Source organism: Mesorhizobium sp. M8A.F.Ca.ET.165.01.1.1, assembly GCF_004792065.1.
Taxonomy (GTDB): domain Bacteria; phylum Pseudomonadota; class Alphaproteobacteria; order Rhizobiales; family Rhizobiaceae; genus Mesorhizobium.
Genome location: NZ_SRTH01000014.1, coordinates 46,272 through 63,804, shown reverse-complemented (window position 1 = coordinate 63,804; position 17,533 = coordinate 46,272). Strand labels below are relative to the sequence as shown.

At 64.4% G+C, this 17,533-nt stretch carries 19 protein-coding genes; 4 read left to right on the top strand and 15 right to left on the bottom strand.

Annotation, left to right across the window (positions count from 1 at the left end):
• Nucleotides 1-98 precede the first annotated feature (98 nt).
• Nucleotides 99-1,181: an acyltransferase gene (locus tag EN808_RS27825; RefSeq protein WP_135917296.1), complete on the bottom strand. Its 1,083-nt coding sequence runs from the start codon at nt 1,179-1,181 to the stop codon at nt 99-101.
• A 146-nt stretch (nt 1,182-1,327) separates the two neighbouring features.
• Complete coding sequence (locus tag EN808_RS27820; RefSeq protein WP_127872996.1) at nt 1,328-3,235, bottom strand: propionyl-CoA synthetase; 1,908 nt, start codon at nt 3,233-3,235, stop codon at nt 1,328-1,330.
• A 235-nt stretch (nt 3,236-3,470) separates the two neighbouring features.
• Here EN808_RS27820 and EN808_RS37210 point away from each other — a divergent pair, with 235 nt between their 5' ends.
• From EN808_RS37210 to EN808_RS27805, 4 genes are all read left to right on the top strand, one after another.
• Entirely contained in the window at nt 3,471-3,587 is a 117-nt protein-coding gene (locus EN808_RS37210) for a DUF2259 domain-containing protein (RefSeq protein ID WP_245520831.1), read from the top strand.
• 433 nt (nt 3,588-4,020) lie between these two features.
• Complete coding sequence (locus EN808_RS27815; RefSeq protein WP_127280436.1) at nt 4,021-4,311, top strand: PqqD family protein; 291 nt, start codon at nt 4,021-4,023, stop codon at nt 4,309-4,311.
• 12 nt (nt 4,312-4,323) lie between these two features.
• On the top strand, nt 4,324-4,758 hold the full coding sequence (locus EN808_RS27810; protein ID WP_127280435.1) for a lasso peptide biosynthesis B2 protein: 435 nt from the start codon (nt 4,324-4,326) through the stop codon (nt 4,756-4,758).
• Complete coding sequence (locus EN808_RS27805) at nt 4,755-5,738, top strand: serine kinase (protein WP_135917295.1); 984 nt, start codon at nt 4,755-4,757, stop codon at nt 5,736-5,738. Before EN808_RS27810 ends, EN808_RS27805 begins: the two co-directional genes overlap by 4 nt.
• Before the next feature lie 8 nt (nt 5,739-5,746).
• On the opposite strand, the gene EN808_RS27800 is transcribed toward EN808_RS27805, so the two are convergent.
• The 13 genes from EN808_RS27800 to EN808_RS27740 form a co-directional block, all read right to left on the bottom strand.
• The gene (locus EN808_RS27800) at nt 5,747-6,769 is read right to left on the bottom strand and encodes a nucleotidyltransferase family protein (protein ID WP_135917294.1); all 1,023 of its coding nucleotides are present in this window, start codon (nt 6,767-6,769) and stop codon (nt 5,747-5,749) included.
• Between the two features lie 70 nt (nt 6,770-6,839).
• Nucleotides 6,840-7,826 carry a dihydroxyacetone kinase subunit DhaK gene (gene dhaK, locus EN808_RS27795; protein WP_127278064.1) on the bottom strand — a complete coding sequence of 329 codons (987 nt, stop codon included), beginning with the start codon at nt 7,824-7,826 and terminating at the stop codon, nt 6,840-6,842.
• Between the two features lie 39 nt (nt 7,827-7,865).
• Nucleotides 7,866-8,288 carry a hypothetical protein gene (locus EN808_RS27790; protein WP_127278065.1) on the bottom strand — a complete coding sequence of 141 codons (423 nt, stop codon included), beginning with the start codon at nt 8,286-8,288 and terminating at the stop codon, nt 7,866-7,868.
• Nucleotides 8,289-8,297: 9 nt separating this feature from the next.
• The gene (gene ptsP / locus EN808_RS27785) at nt 8,298-9,872 is read right to left on the bottom strand and encodes a phosphoenolpyruvate--protein phosphotransferase (RefSeq protein WP_189524176.1); all 1,575 of its coding nucleotides are present in this window, start codon (nt 9,870-9,872) and stop codon (nt 8,298-8,300) included.
• 41 nt (nt 9,873-9,913) lie between these two features.
• The gene (locus EN808_RS27780) at nt 9,914-10,216 is read right to left on the bottom strand and encodes an HPr family phosphocarrier protein (protein ID WP_127278067.1); all 303 of its coding nucleotides are present in this window, start codon (nt 10,214-10,216) and stop codon (nt 9,914-9,916) included.
• A gap of 21 nt (nt 10,217-10,237) precedes the next feature.
• Nucleotides 10,238-10,627: a dihydroxyacetone kinase phosphoryl donor subunit DhaM gene (dhaM, locus tag EN808_RS27775; RefSeq protein ID WP_127278068.1), complete on the bottom strand. Its 390-nt coding sequence runs from the start codon at nt 10,625-10,627 to the stop codon at nt 10,238-10,240.
• Nucleotides 10,624-11,226 carry a dihydroxyacetone kinase subunit DhaL gene (gene dhaL / locus EN808_RS27770; protein ID WP_127278075.1) on the bottom strand — a complete coding sequence of 201 codons (603 nt, stop codon included), beginning with the start codon at nt 11,224-11,226 and terminating at the stop codon, nt 10,624-10,626. Before dhaL ends, dhaM begins: the two co-directional genes overlap by 4 nt.
• Before the next feature lie 72 nt (nt 11,227-11,298).
• Nucleotides 11,299-12,942: a dihydroxyacetone kinase subunit DhaK gene (locus tag EN808_RS27765; protein ID WP_135917292.1), complete on the bottom strand. Its 1,644-nt coding sequence runs from the start codon at nt 12,940-12,942 to the stop codon at nt 11,299-11,301.
• Between the two features lie 67 nt (nt 12,943-13,009).
• Nucleotides 13,010-14,023: an ABC transporter ATP-binding protein gene (locus EN808_RS27760; RefSeq protein WP_135917291.1), complete on the bottom strand. Its 1,014-nt coding sequence runs from the start codon at nt 14,021-14,023 to the stop codon at nt 13,010-13,012.
• On the bottom strand, nt 14,016-15,128 hold the full coding sequence (locus tag EN808_RS27755; protein WP_135917290.1) for an ABC transporter ATP-binding protein: 1,113 nt from the start codon (nt 15,126-15,128) through the stop codon (nt 14,016-14,018). Before EN808_RS27755 ends, EN808_RS27760 begins: the two co-directional genes overlap by 8 nt.
• A 2-nt stretch (nt 15,129-15,130) precedes the next feature.
• Complete coding sequence (locus EN808_RS27750) at nt 15,131-15,334, bottom strand: hypothetical protein (RefSeq protein WP_127278072.1); 204 nt, start codon at nt 15,332-15,334, stop codon at nt 15,131-15,133.
• A 253-nt stretch (nt 15,335-15,587) separates the two neighbouring features.
• The gene (locus tag EN808_RS27745) at nt 15,588-16,538 is read right to left on the bottom strand and encodes a carbohydrate ABC transporter permease (protein ID WP_135917289.1); all 951 of its coding nucleotides are present in this window, start codon (nt 16,536-16,538) and stop codon (nt 15,588-15,590) included.
• Nucleotides 16,535-17,482, bottom strand: a complete 948-nt coding sequence (locus EN808_RS27740) for a sugar ABC transporter permease (RefSeq protein WP_095771946.1) — start codon at nt 17,480-17,482, stop codon at nt 16,535-16,537. The genes EN808_RS27745 and EN808_RS27740 overlap by 4 nt, the downstream gene beginning before the upstream one ends.
• Nucleotides 17,483-17,533 lie beyond the last annotated feature (51 nt).

Sequence of the window (17,533 nt, the reverse complement as noted above, 5' to 3'; positions counted from 1 at the left end):
GAGAGCGCGCTGCGCTTCTTGTTTCGAGACTACGCAAAGTTCCGTCTGTCGCCGCCTTTATGCGGCTGGACAAGAAGCGCGGCGGCGAAGCTGGACGGCTACGCTGCCTTAAGCCGGTAGCGGAAAACCGTGTGGTCGAGCAGTAGCCGGATGCGCGGCTCGGCTTCGGTCGCCACCAGCCAGCTCGCCGCGATCATGGTCGCGGCGACCATCGCCATCGAGAAGAGATATGGCAGCCCGGCGCGGACCATGGCGCCGAGCATCGCCGCGCCGATGACGTCGTGGATCAGATAGAGCGGATAGGTCATCAGGCCTATCCGGCGCCAGCCGCTCCAGCTGAGGTCGAGCCTGAGGGACCATGCCATCAGCGCGATGGCCACGAGGAAGATCAGGATTGGCGGTGCGTAGGGCATCATGGCTCCGACCTTGATGCTGTGGACGTCGACGGAACTGGCGATCTGCAGCACGCCGCCGCCGAGGAACAGCAGGCAGAAGCCAAGGCGCGAAGGCGTCACCGCCTTGAACCGCATCAGCCAGATGAGCACGCCGACCGCGAAGAAACAGCCATGATGCACCAGGATGAGCTGCAGCCAGCGCGTCTCGGCGAAGTCCGACCAGCCGAGCGGATAGTACAGGCACCAGAACAGCGTGCTGACCAGGCCGATGACGATGGCAACCGCTTCCATCAGATGGAAGCGGCCGAGCCGCAGCAGCACCCAGACGATGGCATAGAAGGCGATCTCGATGCCGAGCGTCCAGTAGACGCTGTCAACCCACGGACCATAGGGCGCGAACAGGGCCGTTCGGGCGAGCCTTACCACCGCATCGGTCGGCCAGCTCGAGCCAATCAGCAGCAACAGCGCCGCGGTGATCGGCGCACAGATCCACACCGCCGGCGCCAGCCTTTTGACCCTTGCCTCGAAGAACCGCAGCGGCGTCGAATTCTCGGCGCTGAAGGCAATGACGAAACCGCTGATGACGAAGAAGATCTCGACGCCGACCCAGCCGGATTCGACCCAGGCGCCGATACCGGGCTGTGCGGGAACGCCGCCGGTCGCTTGCGCCGAGATGCCGTCGGGATAGGCCCACACCCAGAAGCCGTAGTGGTAGACCATGACCAGCACGGCGGCGAGAAACCGCAGGATGTCGATGCCGCCGAACGTTGTTTTTTGCTGAGCCATGCGATCCCATCGAATGGCCCCCCACGCGAACTGTAAGTCGGAATGTTGCATCGCACAATCAACGATTGTGCGATGCGTCCATCACAAAGTTCGCCGCGCCGCAACATCGCGGAACTGAATCTCCACTCATCTGCCGGCAGTGCTCCTCAGACGCCGATACCGCGCGCCTTCAGAGCCGCCGTGATTTCCTCGAGGATGGCGGGGTCGTCGATGGTCGCCGGCATCGTCCACGCTTCCTTGTCGGCGATCTTCTGCATGGTGCCGCGCAGGATCTTGCCCGACCGTGTCTTGGGCAGCCGCTTGATCGTTATCACCGTCTTGAAGGCGGCGACCGGGCCGATGCGCTCGCGCACCAGCGCGACGACCTCCTTCTCGATGGCGCCGCCGTCGCGCGCGACACCGGCGTTCAGCACCACGAAGCCGAGCGGAATTTGCCCCTTCATCGCGTCGGCGATGCCGACGACGGCACATTCGGCGACGTCGGGATGGGCGGCCAGCACCTCTTCCATCGCGCCGGTCGACAGCCGGTGGCCGGCGACGTTGATGATGTCGTCGGTACGGGCCATCACGTAGAGATAGCCGTCCTCGTCGACCATGCCGGCATCGGCCGTCTTGTAGAAGCCGGGGAACTCATCGAGATAGGCCTGGCGGAAGCGGTCGTCGGCATTCCACAGCGTTGGCAGGCAGCCGGCCGGCAGCGGCAGCTTGACCACGACATTGCCCAGCGTCCCGCGGGGCACTTCATGGCCGGCATCGTCGAGCACGCGGATGTCGTAGCCCGGCATCGGCACCCCGGGCGAGCCGTATTTTACCGGCAAGAGGCCGAGCCCGGCGGGGTTGATCGTCATCGGCGAGCCGGTCTCGGTCTGCCACCAATGGTCGACCACCGGCACGTTGAGCTTTTGCTCCGCCCATTTGATGGTTTCGGGGTCGGCGCGTTCGCCGGCGAGGAACAGCGTGCGGAATTTCGACAGATCGTATTTCGGCACGAACTCGCCCTTGGGGTCCTGTCCCTTGATGGCGCGGAAGGCGGTCGGCGCGGTGAACAGCGCGACCACGCCGTGCTCCGAGATCACCCGCCAGTAGGTGCCGGCATCGGGCGTGCCGATCGGCTTGCCTTCGAAGAGCACGCTGGTGCAGCCATGCAGCAGCGGTCCGTAGACGATGTAGGAATGCCCGACCACCCAGCCGACATCGGACGCTGCCCAGAATACTTCTCCCGGCTTGACGCCGAACTCGTTGTCCATCGTCCATTTCAGCGCGACCATGTGGCCGCCATTGTCGCGCACGATGCCCTTGGGCTGGCCGGTCGTGCCCGAGGTGTAGATAATGTAGAGCGGGTCGGTGGCCAGCACCGGCACGCAGTCGACATTGGCGCCGGCCGCCCGTTCGCGGGCGACCGCGTCGGCATAGTCGATGTCGAAATGGTCCTTCAAATCGCAGCGCAACTGGTCGCGCTGCAGGATCAGGCAGGCGTCCGGCTTATGGCGGGACATCTCGATCGCTCTGTCGAGCAGCGGCTTGTAGGCGACGACCCGGCCCGGCTCCAGGCCGCAGGAGGCCGAGATGATCAGTTTCGGCTTCGCGTCGTCGATGCGGGTGGCAAGCTCATGCGAGGCAAAGCCACCGAACACGACCGAATGCACGGCGCCGATGCGGGCGCAGGCGAGCATGGCGATGGCCGCCTCCGCCACCATCGGCATGTAGATGATGACGCGGTCGCCCTTGCCGATACCGCGGTTCTTCAGCACCGAGGTCAGCGCCACCACTTCGCGTTTGAGTTCGGCATAGGTGAACTTCTTCACCGTTCCGGTGATGGCGCTGTCATGGATCAGTGCGATCTGGTCGGCCCGCCCGCCGGCGACATGCCTGTCTAGGGCGTTGTAGCAGGTGTTGCAGGTCGCGCCGGTGAACCAGCGGCCATAGACGCCGGCTGCTGCATCGAACACCTTGTCCCAGGGCGAATACCAGTCGATGGCCTCGGCCGCGTCGGCCCAGAATTTTTCCGGGTCGCGTTTCCAGCCGTCATAGACCTCGTGATAGCGTGAAGCCATCCATATCCTCCCCAGGAACCATCTGCCGTCCTCGCCAGTAGCCTATGTTGTTTCTTCGGGCGTTGTCTCCCTGCATTTTCGTCTCAGTTGGCCGCGTCTTGACCTGATAGGCGCGGTGTCGTGAAGCGCGCCATCGAGGGGTGAACGAATGCACCATCGGTGGCGTATCGCGCCAGGGCCCGCGATTGTGCTGGTTCAAGACCCTGCATGAGGACAAACAGCCTGTCGGAATCCTATGAAAAACACACCGGCCGGCAAGTCGGCGGTGATCGTTGTGCTGGTGCAGCGCTTCAGCCAGGGCTTTGAGGGGCGCGATCGCCGCTTCATCGCGGTGACCGGACAACCCCGCTGAGCAACCCGTCGATAGCCGTCTAAAGAACCGGATTTGCTGGACAAAAGTCGATCACGCTAGATCGGCAAGGCCACCAGCATGAGGCCGACGCCGCCGAAGATCAAAATGGCTGTCGCAAGCGCTTTTCGATGACGTTCGAAAGTCGTCGGAGCCCGCTCCCAATTGTAACGCATACCCTATCTCCCCAACATACGGGGAGTTCTTACCTTACCTAAGGGAAGAAAAGCAACGGTCCTGCCGGTCCACGCGCTTGCCTAGCGTGTCATTCCGGCGGCTATTTCTGGGAGGATTTCAGCTGTGGATGGATGTTGCGACTGACAAGGATCTGTCGCTCACACAGAGCTGCGCGGGCCATCCCCCAGCCGGTCGATAGACAGAGCCCCACCACCGCGCTATCTCATTCCGGGGTTTCGCATGGCTTTTGGGGTTCGTGATGGAAATTGCCTCTGGAACGGTTCTGAGATTGGCGGAAGATGCCTCGGTCCAGCATGTCGGCGACGGCGCGGTCGTGCTTTTGGCCCGGAGCGGCCAGCTCTATACCTGCAACGGCACGACCGAAGCCTTTCTCGACAAGGTGGATGGCGCGCGCAGCCTCGGCCAGATCGTCGGCCTGCTTTGCGAGGAGTTCGAAGTCGACAAGGGCACGCTTGACGAGGACATGGCGGCACTGGCCGCCGATCTGGTCTCGGAAGGCATTCTGGCCGCTCCGGGACTTGATAGCTGAAGGTACTGTTTGATGGCGGACAGTCCTCTCCTGCGCGCCTTGTTCCGCTGCCATCTCTGGGCAAGCGCGCGGCTGATGCCGGTCCTTATTGCCAACCGCAGCTTCGAGGAGGTGCTGGAATGGGCGCCGCTTGCCTCGCCGACGCCCTATCGTGGCTTGCCAGCCGCCTACATTGTCGCTCGCGTCAACCGCATTGTCCGCCATCCCTGGCTGATGCGTGACCGCAGATGCCTGCGGGAAGGGCTGCTCGGCCACCGTTTCCTGCGCCTTGCCGGCTTCGATCCGGAGTTGCGTTTCGGCGTCGATCCGAAGTCGCTGCAAGCGTCCCGGCTGTCGGCGCATTGCTGGGTCTGCCTCGACGGCAGGCCGGTGGTCAGCCACAGCCTTCCCGGCATGGTCGAAATCTATCGCCACCATGACCGCGCCACGAAGGTGCGCCCCGCTTGACCAGACCTTGCGTCTTCTATGATCTCAACGGCCAGGTGCTCGGCATTTCGGCCGAACGGGCCGAACTATGGCTAGACTTCGACAGGATGCTCGCCGGCCTGCGCGTCGAAGGTTCGACCGAAGCGGATTTTCGTTTCGACATCGCCGACGCGGAAGCATTGGACGAGACACCCGCCGGATCCCTGGTTTTCGAGGGCGAGATACCGGACGACGGCTACTGCCGGATGATCACCCACGGCGCCAGCGTCCATCTGGTCTTGCCAGGACGCCAGACCGTCGAGATCAGCGAGAAGGGCTGGGCTCGGCTTTGCATCGTGCCCGACAGCAAGGCCGCCTGGACGCCGTCGATGCTGATGCTGGACGCCGCGCTCGATGCCGGCGGCCAGCATATGCTGCATACCGCGGGCCTGACGCTGCCGGGCCGGGATGCCGTCGTGCTGATCCATGCCCCGAGCGGTACCGGCAAGACCACGACCTCGCTGGCCCTGGCAACGCATGGTTTCGGCCTGTGCTCCGACGACGCCATGATCCTGGATGTCGCGGGCGCCACGCCGGTTGCCTGGGGTTTGCCACGCCACGTCAAGATCCATGAGAAGACCGCGCGAATGATCCCGCAGGTGGCGCCATGCCTCGGGCCATCCTGGGACCGCAATGGCGAACAGGCTGTTTCGCTGGAAAAGCTGGGCGGGATCGTGAAAATCGAAACGCCGACCGCCCGTCCGGTGGCCGCGCTCCTGCACCTCGCGCGATCCGCCGACGAAGAGACCCGGCTCGTGCCGATGGCCAGGACCGACGCCATGGTGGCGCTGGCGATGGACAACGTCCGAACCGGCGCGACCGGCCTGCTGCCGCTGCAGAAGCGCCGGCTGGCGACGATCGGCAGACTGGTCTCGTCGGTGCCGACCTTCACGCTGGAAGTAGGCGCGCGCCCGGCCGATGCGGCGGCGCTGATCAGCGCCACGTTGACATCACGGGACTGACGGCCACTTCAAGCGGCGTATGGCCTGGCCTTGGCCAGGCGCTGGATCCAGCGAAAGGCATCGCGGCGCAGGCGCGAGCCGATCTTCTCCCTGGAATTGACTCTGAGCAGCGTGTTCGTCGTGATCAGCTTCTTGGCCAACCGTATCGACAGGTCGGGTTTGATCCGCCCGGCAAGTTCGAGCGCATGCGGTTCGCCGAACAGGCGGCCGGTCACGTTGAGCACGATCGCCAGTTCGAGTTCGATGCCGGTCATGCGGGCGGCGTCGAGCAGGCGGGTTTCCTGTTCGGGTGATCGCAGCGCGCGTACGCCTTGCAGCACGTCGACACAAAGCTGCAGCCGGTGGAATTTATGCCCGCCGGCGGCATGCACGATGGCGATCGTCAAAAGGGCTGCCGGCGTGTCCATAGCCTCGCCGTCGATGATGCCCAGCTCGCGAAACCCCAGCGACAGGCGGCGACGCATGCCGGTGTCGTGCACAAGGTCGCCATGCAGCTCGACCAGCAGGCTGGAATTCTCCTTTTCCAGCCATTTGAATTCCTGCAGCTGGTAGGATTCCGCCTCGTTGCTGCCAAGCTCGAAGCCTGACGCCGCGATCACCTGGTTTGCCCGTGCAAGGTTGGCGGGCTCGACGAGGATGTCGATGTCGGTGAACGGCCGGTCGGATGCGTTACGGTAGAGTTTTCGCGCGAACACCGGCCCCTTGACGATCCGCGCTGGAATGCCTTCCGCCGCCATCCCCTTCATGATGCGGTCGCCATGATACTGCAGCAGCATCGACTGGCCGGTAGCGATCGTCGCCTTCTGGCGCAGATCGTCGAGTTTGTCCTGCAAGCCAGCGTTCGACGGAAGGTGCGCGTCGCCGCGCTCCCTGAGCTTGCGCAGCATGATCGGCAGGACGCCGTGGAATTCGGCATTGTCGAGCAGAGCCGACAGCGCCTTTGCCGACAAATTGTCCTCGACCGCCGCGGCCTCCGGGTCGGCGAAGCGCAGCAGCAACTTTTCCTCGGCGGGCGTAAGGGATGGCAGCATCAATCCGGACAGGTGTTACCGATAGCGGGATCGCCCGGATGGTCGCAGAAAAGCCAAGGGGAAGCCAGCGTTACATGCCCCAGCGCAGCGCCGCCGTGTGGACAGGTGCGTCCCACCAGCCCGTCAATTCGTCGTCAAGCAGGGTCAGCGTGACCGAGCAGCCGGCCATGTCGAGCGAGGTGACATAGGTGCCAACCAGCGAGCGGGCAATCGTCACGCCATGCTGCTCGAAAATCCGGCGGGCGCTGTTGTACATCAAATAGAGCTCCATCAGCGGCGTGCCGCCGAAGCCGTTGACGAACAGCAGCGCCGGGCCGTTCGCCCTGTCGCCGAGATCGCCCAGGATCGCGGCGCAGATCTCGTGCGCGATCGCATCGGCGCTCCTCAAGGTGTCGCGGCGGCGGCCGGGCTCGCCATGGATGCCGACGCCGAATTCCATCTCGCCATCGCCGATGTCGAAGGTCGGTTTGCCGGCCGCCGGCACGGTGCCGCTGGTCAGTGCCACGCCCATCGAGCGGGTCGCCTCGTTGACGCGGTCGCCCAGCGCCTTCAACGCCGGCAACGCCAGGCCGTGCTCGGCGGCAGCGCCGACGATCTTTTCCACCACCAATGTGCCGGCGACGCCGCGCCGTCCGGTCGTATAGGACGAATTCTCGACGGCGACGTCGTCATTGGTCACCACCTGCAGGACGCCTTCCGACATCTCCGCCGCCATGTCGAAATTCATCACGTCGCCCTCATAGTTCTTGACGATGAACAGGCAGCCGGCGCCAGTGTCGACAGCTTGCGCGGCTGCCAGCATCTGGTCCGGCGTCGGCGAGGTGAACACCTGGCCGGGACAGGCGGCGTCCAGCATGCCATGGCCGACAAAGCCGCCATGCAGCGGCTCGTGACCGGAGCCGCCGCCGGAGATCAGCGCCACCTTGCCCGGCTCGAGGGCCTTGCGGCGGATGAATTTGTGCTCCTCGCCAAGCACGAGGATGTCGGCATGGGCGGCCACGAAACCGTCGAGGCTCTCGGTCAGCACCGTGTCCACCGAGTTCATGAATTTCTTCACGGCCGTCTCCTCCCGAAATAGCCTGGCATCAAGGGTCGATCAGCCACTCTTGCCGGTGATGCTGGTGACCTTCTGGATGAATTCGTTGATCGCGCGGTCGAGCGCTGCATTCTGCTTGTCATCGCCGAAATCCGGCACGATGAGCGAAACGTGCCTTGTCTTGCGTGCGCCCGCGGCGACCGAGATCTTCCCGGGATGTGCCTGGTGATAGGCGGCGAGAAACTGGTCGCGCTCGGCTGGGCTGAAATGGCAGACGGAAAAGATGGCGGGCAGATGTTTTGACGGGATCGGGATCGAATAGGCGGGGCTCGAAATCTGCGTGACGAAGCTGCGGTGCTTGCCGAGCGCGTCGGCGAGGCGCTGGCGCATGCCCGACGGGCGCTGGTCGATGACCTGCGACAGGATCGTCTTGTAGGCGCGGATCGCCTCCTCGGAGCCGGGTTGGTATGCGTTGTCGATCATGCCAGCCGCCTAGACCCGGACGTCCGCGATGGCCGCCTTGGCCATGGCGAGTTGCGCCGGCGCGACCGAGAGATCGCGCAGGCCGGCCTCGAGCAACGATGGGATCGAAGCAGGATCACCGCCGGCGTCGCCGCACAGGCTGACGGGGATACCGTTCTCCTGTCCGAAGGCCGCGACCGAACCGACCAACCGCAGGACGGCCGGATGGCGGACGGAGTTGAGATGCGCGACCGCGGCATTGTCGCGGGCAGCCGCCATCACATATTGCGTGAGGTCGTTGGAGCCGATCGAGAAGAAGGCGACGCCGGCGAACGCCTCCGGCGCGATGGCCACCGAGGGCACCTCGACCATGATGCCGAGCGGCGGCATTTTGTGCGCGACGCCGCGCGCGGCGAGCGCCGCCCGCTCCTCGGCGAACAGGGCGGCGGCGCGTTCATACTCTTCTGATGTGGCGATCATCGGAAACATGACTTTGAGATTGCCGTGTGGTGCGGCGCGCAGCAATGCCCTGATTTGAACACGGAATATATCCAGCCTGGCCACCGACAGCCTGATGCCGCGCAGGCCGAGGAACGGATTTCCTTCCTCGACGGTGAAGCCCGGCACCGGCTTGTCGCCTCCGGCATCGACGGTGCGGATCGTCACCGGTTTTTCGCCGGCCCATTCCAGCACCTTGCGATAGGCGCGATACTGCGTCTCTTCATCCGGCAGCGTCTTGCCGAACAGGAATTCCGTACGCATCAGGCCGACACCATCGCAGGTCGCGATGTCGATGGCATCGACATCGCGGGGGTCGGCGATGTTGACCTGCACGCGCACCGCGGTGCCGCGCTTCGTCGCCGCCGGCCGCGCCAGAAATGTCTGTGCCTTGCCCTGTCGAGCCGCGAAGGAAGACGACGCCTGTCGGAACGAGCCGATCTCCGTGGGCGAGGGCGCCAGAACGATAGTCCCGTGCTCGGCGTCGAGCAGCGCCATGCCGGCACCAGCGGTGAGCGGATCGCGCAGACCCACGACCATCGGCACGCCACGCGAGCGCGCCAGCATGGCGACGTGGCTGGCAGTGCTGCCTGCCTTCAGCGCGATGCCGCCGCCATGGCTCCAGTCGGTTTCGAGAAACCGCGTCGGCGCGATATCCTCGCCGCAGAGAATGGCGCCGGCCGGTGCCGTGCTGTCACCGTCCTCGGTGAGCGCGCGCAGCACCTGGTCCCTGATATCGCGCAGGTCCGCGGCGCGGGCGCGGAAATAATCCTGGTCCGAGGCGTCGTAGCCGGCGATCTCGGCATCGAGTGCCTGCCGCCAGGCCGCGTCGGCGGTTTTTCCGGAAGCGATCGATGCGAAGGCCGGCCTGCTCAGCGCATCGTCTTCCAGCATGGCGATGTGGAATTCGAGTATGCCGGCGGCATCGCTGTCGGCGGTCCCGACCATGGCCACGAGCCGGCTCACCGCCTTGCCGATCGCGGCTTCCAGCGACAACGTCTCCTCGGCGGAGCTTGCCTTGCTTGCATAGACGCCGGCAGGCCGGTCCAGTTCGAACAGGGGGCCCTCGGCATAGCCGGCCGAGGCCGGAACACCTTCAATGCGCATGGCCCGCATTCCCTGCGGGCCGGCCAAGGCATGCAACGGCCTCAAGCCGAGCGGACATGGCCAGCGTCCTCGTCGAAATCGCGCTGCACCAGTTCGATCAGCGCGCGGATCGCATCATCGGCGCCATCGCCTTTGGCCCTGATATGCAGCACCGTGCCCTTCGGCGCCTTGGCTGCCATCACCTTGACGATGCTTTTTGCGTCGAACCACGGGCCGTTGGCGGCGAGTGCAATTTCCACATCGGCGGCAAAGCTCTTGGCCAGCTTGGTGAACTTCACCGAAGGACGCGCATGCAGGCCCACATCGTGGGTGATCAGGACGGTCGCTTCTGCGGTTGCGGACATGTCTTCAAAAACCCCGTTCACTCACGACGGCGACAATTCGTGCGCCGTCGCCACCACTTCCCGGAGCGAGGCGCCGCCGGAGGCCTCGGTCGCCGCCATTACCGCGCCCTCGACGATCGGCGCGTTGCAGACGATGATCTTCTGCGCTCGCGGTTCGCCGATCATCTCCACCGCCATCTCCGAATTGGTCTCGGCGCCGCCGAGATCGACAAGGATGGCGACACCGGCTTCCGACCAGGCCTTGTCGATGGCGCCCATGATCGCCTCGACACTGGTGCCGAGCCCGCCATGGCCGTTTCCGCCGCACCATGCAAGCGGCACTTCGTCGCCCACCATCTGGCGTACCATGTCGGCTGTGCCCTCCGCGACCAGCGGCGAATGCGAGACGATCACGATCCCGACATTGCTCATGCGCTTTCCCCGATCGCCTGTCCCACCGTGCGCACCAGCAGCGCGGTCGAGCGCGCGCCGGCATCCATATGGCCGATCGAGCGGTCGCCGAGGAACGAGGCACGCCCACGCAGCGCCTTCATCGGCACGGTCGCTTCGGCGGCGGCGTCGGCGATGTCGACTATTTCAGCTACCGTCTTTCCCCCGGCTAACGCGTCATGCACCGGTTGCAGCACATCGAGCATGGTTTTCTGGCCAACCTGTGACTTGCCGCGCGCGGCCACCGCTTCGATCGCCTTGCCGAAGGCAGTCGTCAGGTTGGCGCGATCAGGTTCCGCCGAAATCTCCTTGCCGAGCGCCATGAACAACGTGCCGAAGAGTGGGCCGGACGCACCGCCCACCGTCATCACCAGCTTGGTGCCGATCGCCTTCAGTGTGTCTGGCAGCGGCTTTGCCGCGAACACATCCGCCTCGGCGCGCACGGCCTCGAAGCCGCGCTTCATGTTCAGTCCATGGTCGCCGTCGCCGATCGCCTGGTCGAGCGCCGTCAATTCCTCGGCGTGCTCGGCAATCGTATCCGCGGCGGCCGTGATCAGCTTCGAAAGATTCAGCGCCGTCATGTCGCCCGAATTCCCGGTTTGCACCTTGCCGGCAGTAGCGAAAGAACGGTCGTTCGGCAACTGGAGCATGCGTCAGGCCGTGGCATGCTGCGCGGCGGCGGCCGCGAACACTTCGGCCACGGCATGAGCACCGGGGTCGACCACACCTTGCAATTTGGTGCCGACATAAGCCGACCGGCCGGCCTTCGCCCTCTCCATCGCGGCCGTGGCTTCGGCGCCGCGCGCGGCCGCTATCGCGGCTTCCTCCAGGCCCTTGGCGTCGAGCGCCCTCAGGGCCGGCTCCAGCGCGTCGACCATAGTGCGATCGCCGGGTTTTGCGCCGCCGTAGAAGGTCATTCGTTCAAGCCCGGCAAGCAGGGCCTTGGGTACATCAGTGCCGCCATCGAGGGCCCGCGACGCCGCTGTGAAGAAGATCGACAACAACACCCCACTGGAGCCGCCCATCGAGGCGCTCAGAAGGTCGCCGACGGCGCCAAGCGTCGCTGCGGGGTCGGCAAGCGCCAGCGTATCGAGCCGTTCGAGGATGCTGCGTGCACCGGTCGCCACCGTCGAGCCGGTGTCACCGTCGCCTGCCTTGGCGTCCAGGCCGTTCAATGTCGCTTCAAGCGAAATCAGCTTTTCACAGACCGTCACGATCAAGCGCCTTGTGCCTGCGTCGTGGCTGGCCTTACGTGCCGCGCCTTCGTGCGCTGGTTTGACCATCGGCACGACATAAGGCGCCACGACCGGCTTTGCCGGCATCCAGGCGTGCGGGCCGACCGGCGCCAGCAGGGCCGCTTGGCGCGCCGCATCGAGCCGGATCAGCGACAGCGAGAACCCGTTCATGTTGAGCGCCGTCATCAGCGGGCCGGGACCGATCGTCAACTTGACGGCCCTGGCGAGCGGCGAGGCAAGTACCGCATTGGCGACCAAGGACATTTCGAGCGGTGGCACCGAACCGAGATTGTTGATCAGCAAGGCATAGGTGGCCTTCGGGTCGAGCCGCACTGCCAAGCGCTCCGCCATGATCGCCACCAGCCGGTCGACGCTCTGCACCGCGATGCGCTCGACGCCAGGCTCGCCATGGATGCCAAGGCCGAGTTCGCCATCATCGGCTCCAAACCTGTCTTCATGCGGCTGGCCCGGGATCGAACAGGACGACAGCGATATGCCGAGCGAAATGATATCCTTCGCCGCCGCCCGCGCCGCGGCCGCGATCTCGGCCAGATCCTGGCCGGCTTCCGACAGATGGCCTGCAATCTTGTGCACGAACAGCGTGCCCGCGACACCGCGCGGCTGGGCGATGTCAGGCAGCGCGATGTCGTCGGCGACGATCACCATCTCGACTCGAAAGCCTTCGGCGCGCGCCTTTTCCGCAGCGAGGCCGAAATTGAGCCGGTCACCGGTGTAGTTCTTGACGATCAGCAGGCAGCCGGCCGGTCCGGTGACCGCGCGAATGGCCGCCAGCACCGCTTCGACGCTCGGCGAGGCAAAGATCTCGCCCGAGACGGCAGCTGTCAGCATGCCCTTGCCGACGAAGCCGGCATGCGACGGCTCGTGCCCGGCGCCGCCGCCGGAGACGACGCTGACCTTGGACTTGTCCCAATCGGCGCGCAGCACGACCTTGATCTCGGGATAGCCGTCGAGGCGCGCGAGGTTGCCTGAGCCAATGGTGCGCAACAATCCGTCCAGCGCCTCGGTGACGATCGTTTCCCTGCGGTTGAAAAAGTGCTTCATCGAATTCGTCCCGTATTTCGTCAATCAGAAGCCGGCATCACCTTGGCGAGGGACACCGAAAAACCATTCACATCAGTCGTTGTCCGTCAGCGCCGAAATAGAGCGGCGAGCGATAGCGGATCGCCACTTTGTCGCCTTGCGCCAGATCCGTGTCGGGATCGGTCAGCGTCACCAGTTTCTTCGGCCCCACCGTCACATGCAGATGGTTCTGGTCGCCGAGATGCTCGACCCAGTCGACGACGCCGTCGGCATGGCCATTCACGGCTTTCTCGATCGCCAGGTGCTCGGTGCGCGCGCCGATCGTCTTGGTGCCGGCCGGCGCGCTGCCATCCGGCAGCAGCCCTGTCGGTAGAAGATTGATGGCGGGCTGGCCGAGCCTTGCCGCGACGTGCAGATTTGCCGGCTCGGAGTAGATGGTTCGCGGCGTGCCGATCTGCACCAGCACGCCGTCGGCCAGGATGCCGATGCGATCGGCCATGGTCATGGCTTCGATCTGGTCGTGGGTGACATAGAGCATGGTGGCGCCGAGTTCGGACTGGATGCGCTTCAGCTCGAGCCTCAGATCCGCGCGCAGCTTGGCGTCCAGCGACGACAGCGGCTCGTCCATCAGGTAGATGGACGGCTTGCGGACCAGCGCGCGGCCGATGGCGACGCGCTGCATTTCGCCGCCCGACAATTTGGTCGAACGGTTGGCGAGCTTGTGATGGATGCGCACCATCTTCGCCACCTCCTCGACCCGGCGGCGAATCTGGTCTTCCGGTATTTTTCGTGCCGGCGAGCGCAGGGGAAAGGCGAGATTGTCGAACACCGACAGATGCGGATAGAGCGAATATTGCTGGAAAACGAAAGCGGTGTCGCGCTCGGCCGGTGACAGGCTGGTGGCATTGTGGCCGCCGATCTCGATCGTACCGGTATCCGGCCGCTCCAGTCCGGCGATCAGGCGCAATGTCGTCGTCTTGCCGGCGCCGGTCGGCCCGAGCAGCACGACGAATTCGCCGTCTGATATATGCAGGTCGAGACCGTTGACGGCGACATGCTCGCCGAAACTCTTGGTCACGCCTTTGATGCGCACATCAGCCATGCTGCACTCTCCCCTGAGAGGCGGTATCGTGGATCGCCGTCTTCACCGCGCGCCCTGAGCCTTTTTCGAACAGCGACAGCCGCGCGCTGTTCAGCGTCAGGCCGACATGGTCGCCGGCGTTGAGCCGGATTTCGGCCGGCACACGCGCCTTGATGATGCCGTCCGATGTCTCCACCGCGACGATCTGCGTGGTGCCGAGATATTCGGTGCCGTAGATTGAGCCGCGCAGTTTCGATGCGTCGTCGAAGCGGATGTGTTCGGGGCGGATGCCGAGCGCCATGTCGGCCGGCCCGACATCCTCGCGTACCTCCGGCACCGTGACTTTGGCGCCCTGCACGACGATCTCCCTCGCGCCCTTGGCGATCCCGCCGCCGAAGCCCAGAAAATTCATCGGCGGCGAGCCGATGAAGTCGGCGACGAACATGGACGCCGGGCGGTCGTAGATCTCGCGTGGCGTGCCGAACTGCTCGATGACGCCATGGTTCATGACGGCGATCTTGTCGGCCATCGACATCGCTTCCATCTGGTCATGCGTGACATAGACCGTGGTGGCGTGGATGCGGTTGTGCAGTTCGCGCAATTCATGGACCATCAAATCGCGGAATTCGGTGTCGAGCGTCCCCAGCGGTTCGTCCATCAGGAAGCATTTTGGCCGCCGCACGATGGCGCGGCCGAGCGCGACGCGCTGGCGGTCGCCACCGGCGAGGCCGGAGACGGATTTGTCGAGCAGATGGTCGATGCGCAGAAGCTTCGCGGTTTCCTCGACGCGGCTGCGGATTTCGGCGGAGGACATGCCTTGCGCCAGCAGCGGGAAGCCGATGTTCTTGCGTACATTCATGTGCGGGTAGAGCGCGAACAGCTGGAAGACGAAGGCGATGTCGCGCTCGCGCGCCCTGAGCATGGTAACGTCGTCGCCGCCGAGCAGGATCTGGCCGCCGGTCGGCAGCTCCAGCCCGGCGATCATGCGCAAGGTGGTGGTCTTGCCGCAACCGGACGGTCCGAGCATGACGAAGAACTCGCCATCCTCGACGACGAAGTTGGAGTCTTGCACGGCGACGAAATCGCCGAAGGCCTTTCTCAGATGCTGGACGCGGATTTCGGCCATGATTATTCCGGGAACTTGGAGACGATGATGAACATCACCGTGCCGGCAAGCATGGTGATGAAGGAATAGGTGTAGAGCGACAGCGCGAAAGGCTGGAACAGCATCAGGAAGCCGATGGCGATCAGTGCCGTCGCTATGTTTTCCATCAGCCCGCGCCTTGCCCAGCGTGGCCAAGATGGGCGCTTGGAGATAACCGAGCGGCTCATGCGTTCCTCCCCTCCTTCTCCCCGTTCAGGGGGAGAGATGGTTGCCAGGTGGTTCCCCCACTCCGTCGCTGCTTCGCAGCGCCACCTCTCCCCCCTCCGGAGGGAGAGGAAGGGAGCCTGGTTGAATGAAGTTCGCGCCCTTCCTCTACCCCGTCGATCGGGGGGTCCGAAGGACGGGCGAGACCCGTGGCTCGCCCCGGCAAGGTGTCGAGCGAAGCTCGACGGAGTGGGGGGCGACTTTGTGCCAAGTCCATCATTTGCGCACCGCGCCGAAGGTGATGCCGCGCAGCAATTGCTTGCGGAGCAGGATGGTGAAGACAAGGATCGGCACCAGGAAGATCGTCGTGCCGGCTGCCACCGCCGGCCAGTCCTGGCCGCCTTCGCCGATGATGGTCGGGATGAAGGGCGGCGCGGTCTGTGCCGTGCCCGAGGTCAGCAGCGCGGCGAACGCATACTCGTTCCAGGCGAAGATCAGGCAGAAGATGGCGGTCGCGGCGATGCCGGTCGTGGCCTGCGGCAGCACGGTGCGCCAGAAGGCCTGCAGCCGCGTATAGCCGTCGATCATCGCCGCTTCCTCGTATTCTCGCGGGATCTCGTCGATGAAGCCTTTGAGCAACCATACCGCCAGCGACACATTGACCGCCGTGTAGAGCAGGATCATGCCGAGCGCGGTGTCGGACAGGCCGAGTTCGCGGTACATCAGGTAGATGGGAATAGCGACCGCGATAGGCGGCATGAAGCGTGTCGACAGGATGAAGAACAGAAGGTCGTCGGCGAGCGGCACCTTGAAGCGCGAGAAGCCATAGGCCGACAATGTGCCGAGAAAGACGGCGCAGAAGGTCGAGCCGAAGGCGATGACCAGCGAATTGACGAAGCGCGGCAGGAAGTTGGATGGTCCGGCGATCACCATGTTGCGCTTGCGCACCGTCTCGTCGCAGAAGCCAGTCGCTGGCCCCAGCGAATTGATGTATTCCGGCGTCTGCCTCGTGCGCGTGGTGAACAGGTTGCAGTAGCCCTCGATGCTCGGCTGGAACACGATCTTGGGCGGATAGGCGATCGAATCCGGCGGTGTCTTGAAGCTGGTGGCGAAGATCCACAAGAGCGGCACGATCGAGATCAGCGCATAGGCGATGATGATCGCGCCGGCGATGCGCTTCGAACTTGCCGAGGGGGCGACGACCGAATGGGCTGTGGTCAGGCTCATCTCTGCTTCACCTTGTTGAGCGCCTTGACGTAGATGTTGGCGAGACCGAACACCGCGACGAACAGGATGATGGCGAAGGCCGAGGAATAGCCGGTGCGCCAGCTTTCGAAGGCTTGCCGTTTCAGCGTGATCGAGGCCACCTCGGTGGTCGAGCCCGGCCCGCCGCCGGTCAGCAGATTGACCATGTCGAACATCTTGAAGTTCTCGATGCCGCGAAACAGCACCGCTAGCATGATGAAGGGCAGCGCCATCGGCAGTGTGATCGACCAGAACTGCCGCCAGTTGGAGGCGCGGTCGACCTCGGCCGCCTCATAGATGTATTCGGGGATCGAGCGCAGGCCCGCCAGGCAGATCAGCATCACGTAGGGCGTCCACATCCAGGTGTCGACGATGATGATCGACCACGGTGCCAGCGAGACATTGGAGAGCATCTGGATGCTTGTCGGCGGGATGCCCGACACGAACGAGATGACATAGGAAAACAGGCCGATCTGGGGTTCGTAGAGGAAGCGCCAGAAATTGCCGACCACTGCGGGCGACAGCATCATCGGCACCAGGATCAGCGTCGTCCAGAAAGCGTGGCCGCGGAACTTCCTGTCGATCAGCCAGGCCAGCGTGAAGCCGATCAGCGTCTGCAACAGGATGGTCCAGAACACGAAATGCGCTGTCGTTTGCATGGCGATCCAGATGTCCTGGTCGCCTAGGATGCGCTGGTAGTTGGCGAAACCGAGGTTCTTCACCACCTCGTTCGGGCGGTTGGCGCGAAAATTGGTGAACGACAGATAGATCGCCCAGAACAGCGGGAAGATATTGATGGCGAGCAGCAACAGGATCGTCGGCGAGATGAACAGCCAGGCGAGGCCCTTGTCGCTGATGCCCCGGACCTTGCGCGCCAACGGTTCCGGGGTCGCCCGGGCAACGTTCTCCGCGGTCCGATTGAGCATGGTAAGTCCTGCTTCGGTCACTTGGGTCGTCTCTATCATGGAATTTATCTG

Coding starts and splice junctions, on each gene's coding strand:
- EN808_RS27825 (WP_135917296.1), bottom strand. CDS start 1,181: ATGGCTCAGCAAAAAACAACGTTCGGCGGCATCGACATCCTGCGGTTT.
- EN808_RS27820 (WP_127872996.1), bottom strand. CDS start 3,235: ATGGCTTCACGCTATCACGAGGTCTATGACGGCTGGAAACGCGACCCG.
- EN808_RS37210 (WP_245520831.1), top strand. CDS start 3,471: ATGAAAAACACACCGGCCGGCAAGTCGGCGGTGATCGTTGTGCTGGTG.
- EN808_RS27815 (WP_127280436.1), top strand. CDS start 4,021: ATGGAAATTGCCTCTGGAACGGTTCTGAGATTGGCGGAAGATGCCTCG.
- EN808_RS27810 (WP_127280435.1), top strand. CDS start 4,324: ATGGCGGACAGTCCTCTCCTGCGCGCCTTGTTCCGCTGCCATCTCTGG.
- EN808_RS27800 (WP_135917294.1), bottom strand. CDS start 6,769: ATGCTGCCATCCCTTACGCCCGCCGAGGAAAAGTTGCTGCTGCGCTTC.
- EN808_RS27790 (WP_127278065.1), bottom strand. CDS start 8,288: ATGATCGACAACGCATACCAACCCGGCTCCGAGGAGGCGATCCGCGCC.
- ptsP (WP_189524176.1), bottom strand. CDS start 9,872: ATGCGCATTGAAGGTGTTCCGGCCTCGGCCGGCTATGCCGAGGGCCCC.
- EN808_RS27780 (WP_127278067.1), bottom strand. CDS start 10,216: ATGTCCGCAACCGCAGAAGCGACCGTCCTGATCACCCACGATGTGGGC.
- dhaM (WP_127278068.1), bottom strand. CDS start 10,627: ATGAGCAATGTCGGGATCGTGATCGTCTCGCATTCGCCGCTGGTCGCG.
- dhaL (WP_127278075.1), bottom strand. CDS start 11,226: ATGACGGCGCTGAATCTTTCGAAGCTGATCACGGCCGCCGCGGATACG.
- EN808_RS27765 (WP_135917292.1), bottom strand. CDS start 12,942: ATGAAGCACTTTTTCAACCGCAGGGAAACGATCGTCACCGAGGCGCTG.
- EN808_RS27760 (WP_135917291.1), bottom strand. CDS start 14,023: ATGGCTGATGTGCGCATCAAAGGCGTGACCAAGAGTTTCGGCGAGCAT.
- EN808_RS27755 (WP_135917290.1), bottom strand. CDS start 15,128: ATGGCCGAAATCCGCGTCCAGCATCTGAGAAAGGCCTTCGGCGATTTC.
- EN808_RS27750 (WP_127278072.1), bottom strand. CDS start 15,334: ATGAGCCGCTCGGTTATCTCCAAGCGCCCATCTTGGCCACGCTGGGCA.
- EN808_RS27745 (WP_135917289.1), bottom strand. CDS start 16,538: ATGAGCCTGACCACAGCCCATTCGGTCGTCGCCCCCTCGGCAAGTTCG.
- EN808_RS27740 (WP_095771946.1), bottom strand. CDS start 17,482: ATGCTCAATCGGACCGCGGAGAACGTTGCCCGGGCGACCCCGGAACCG.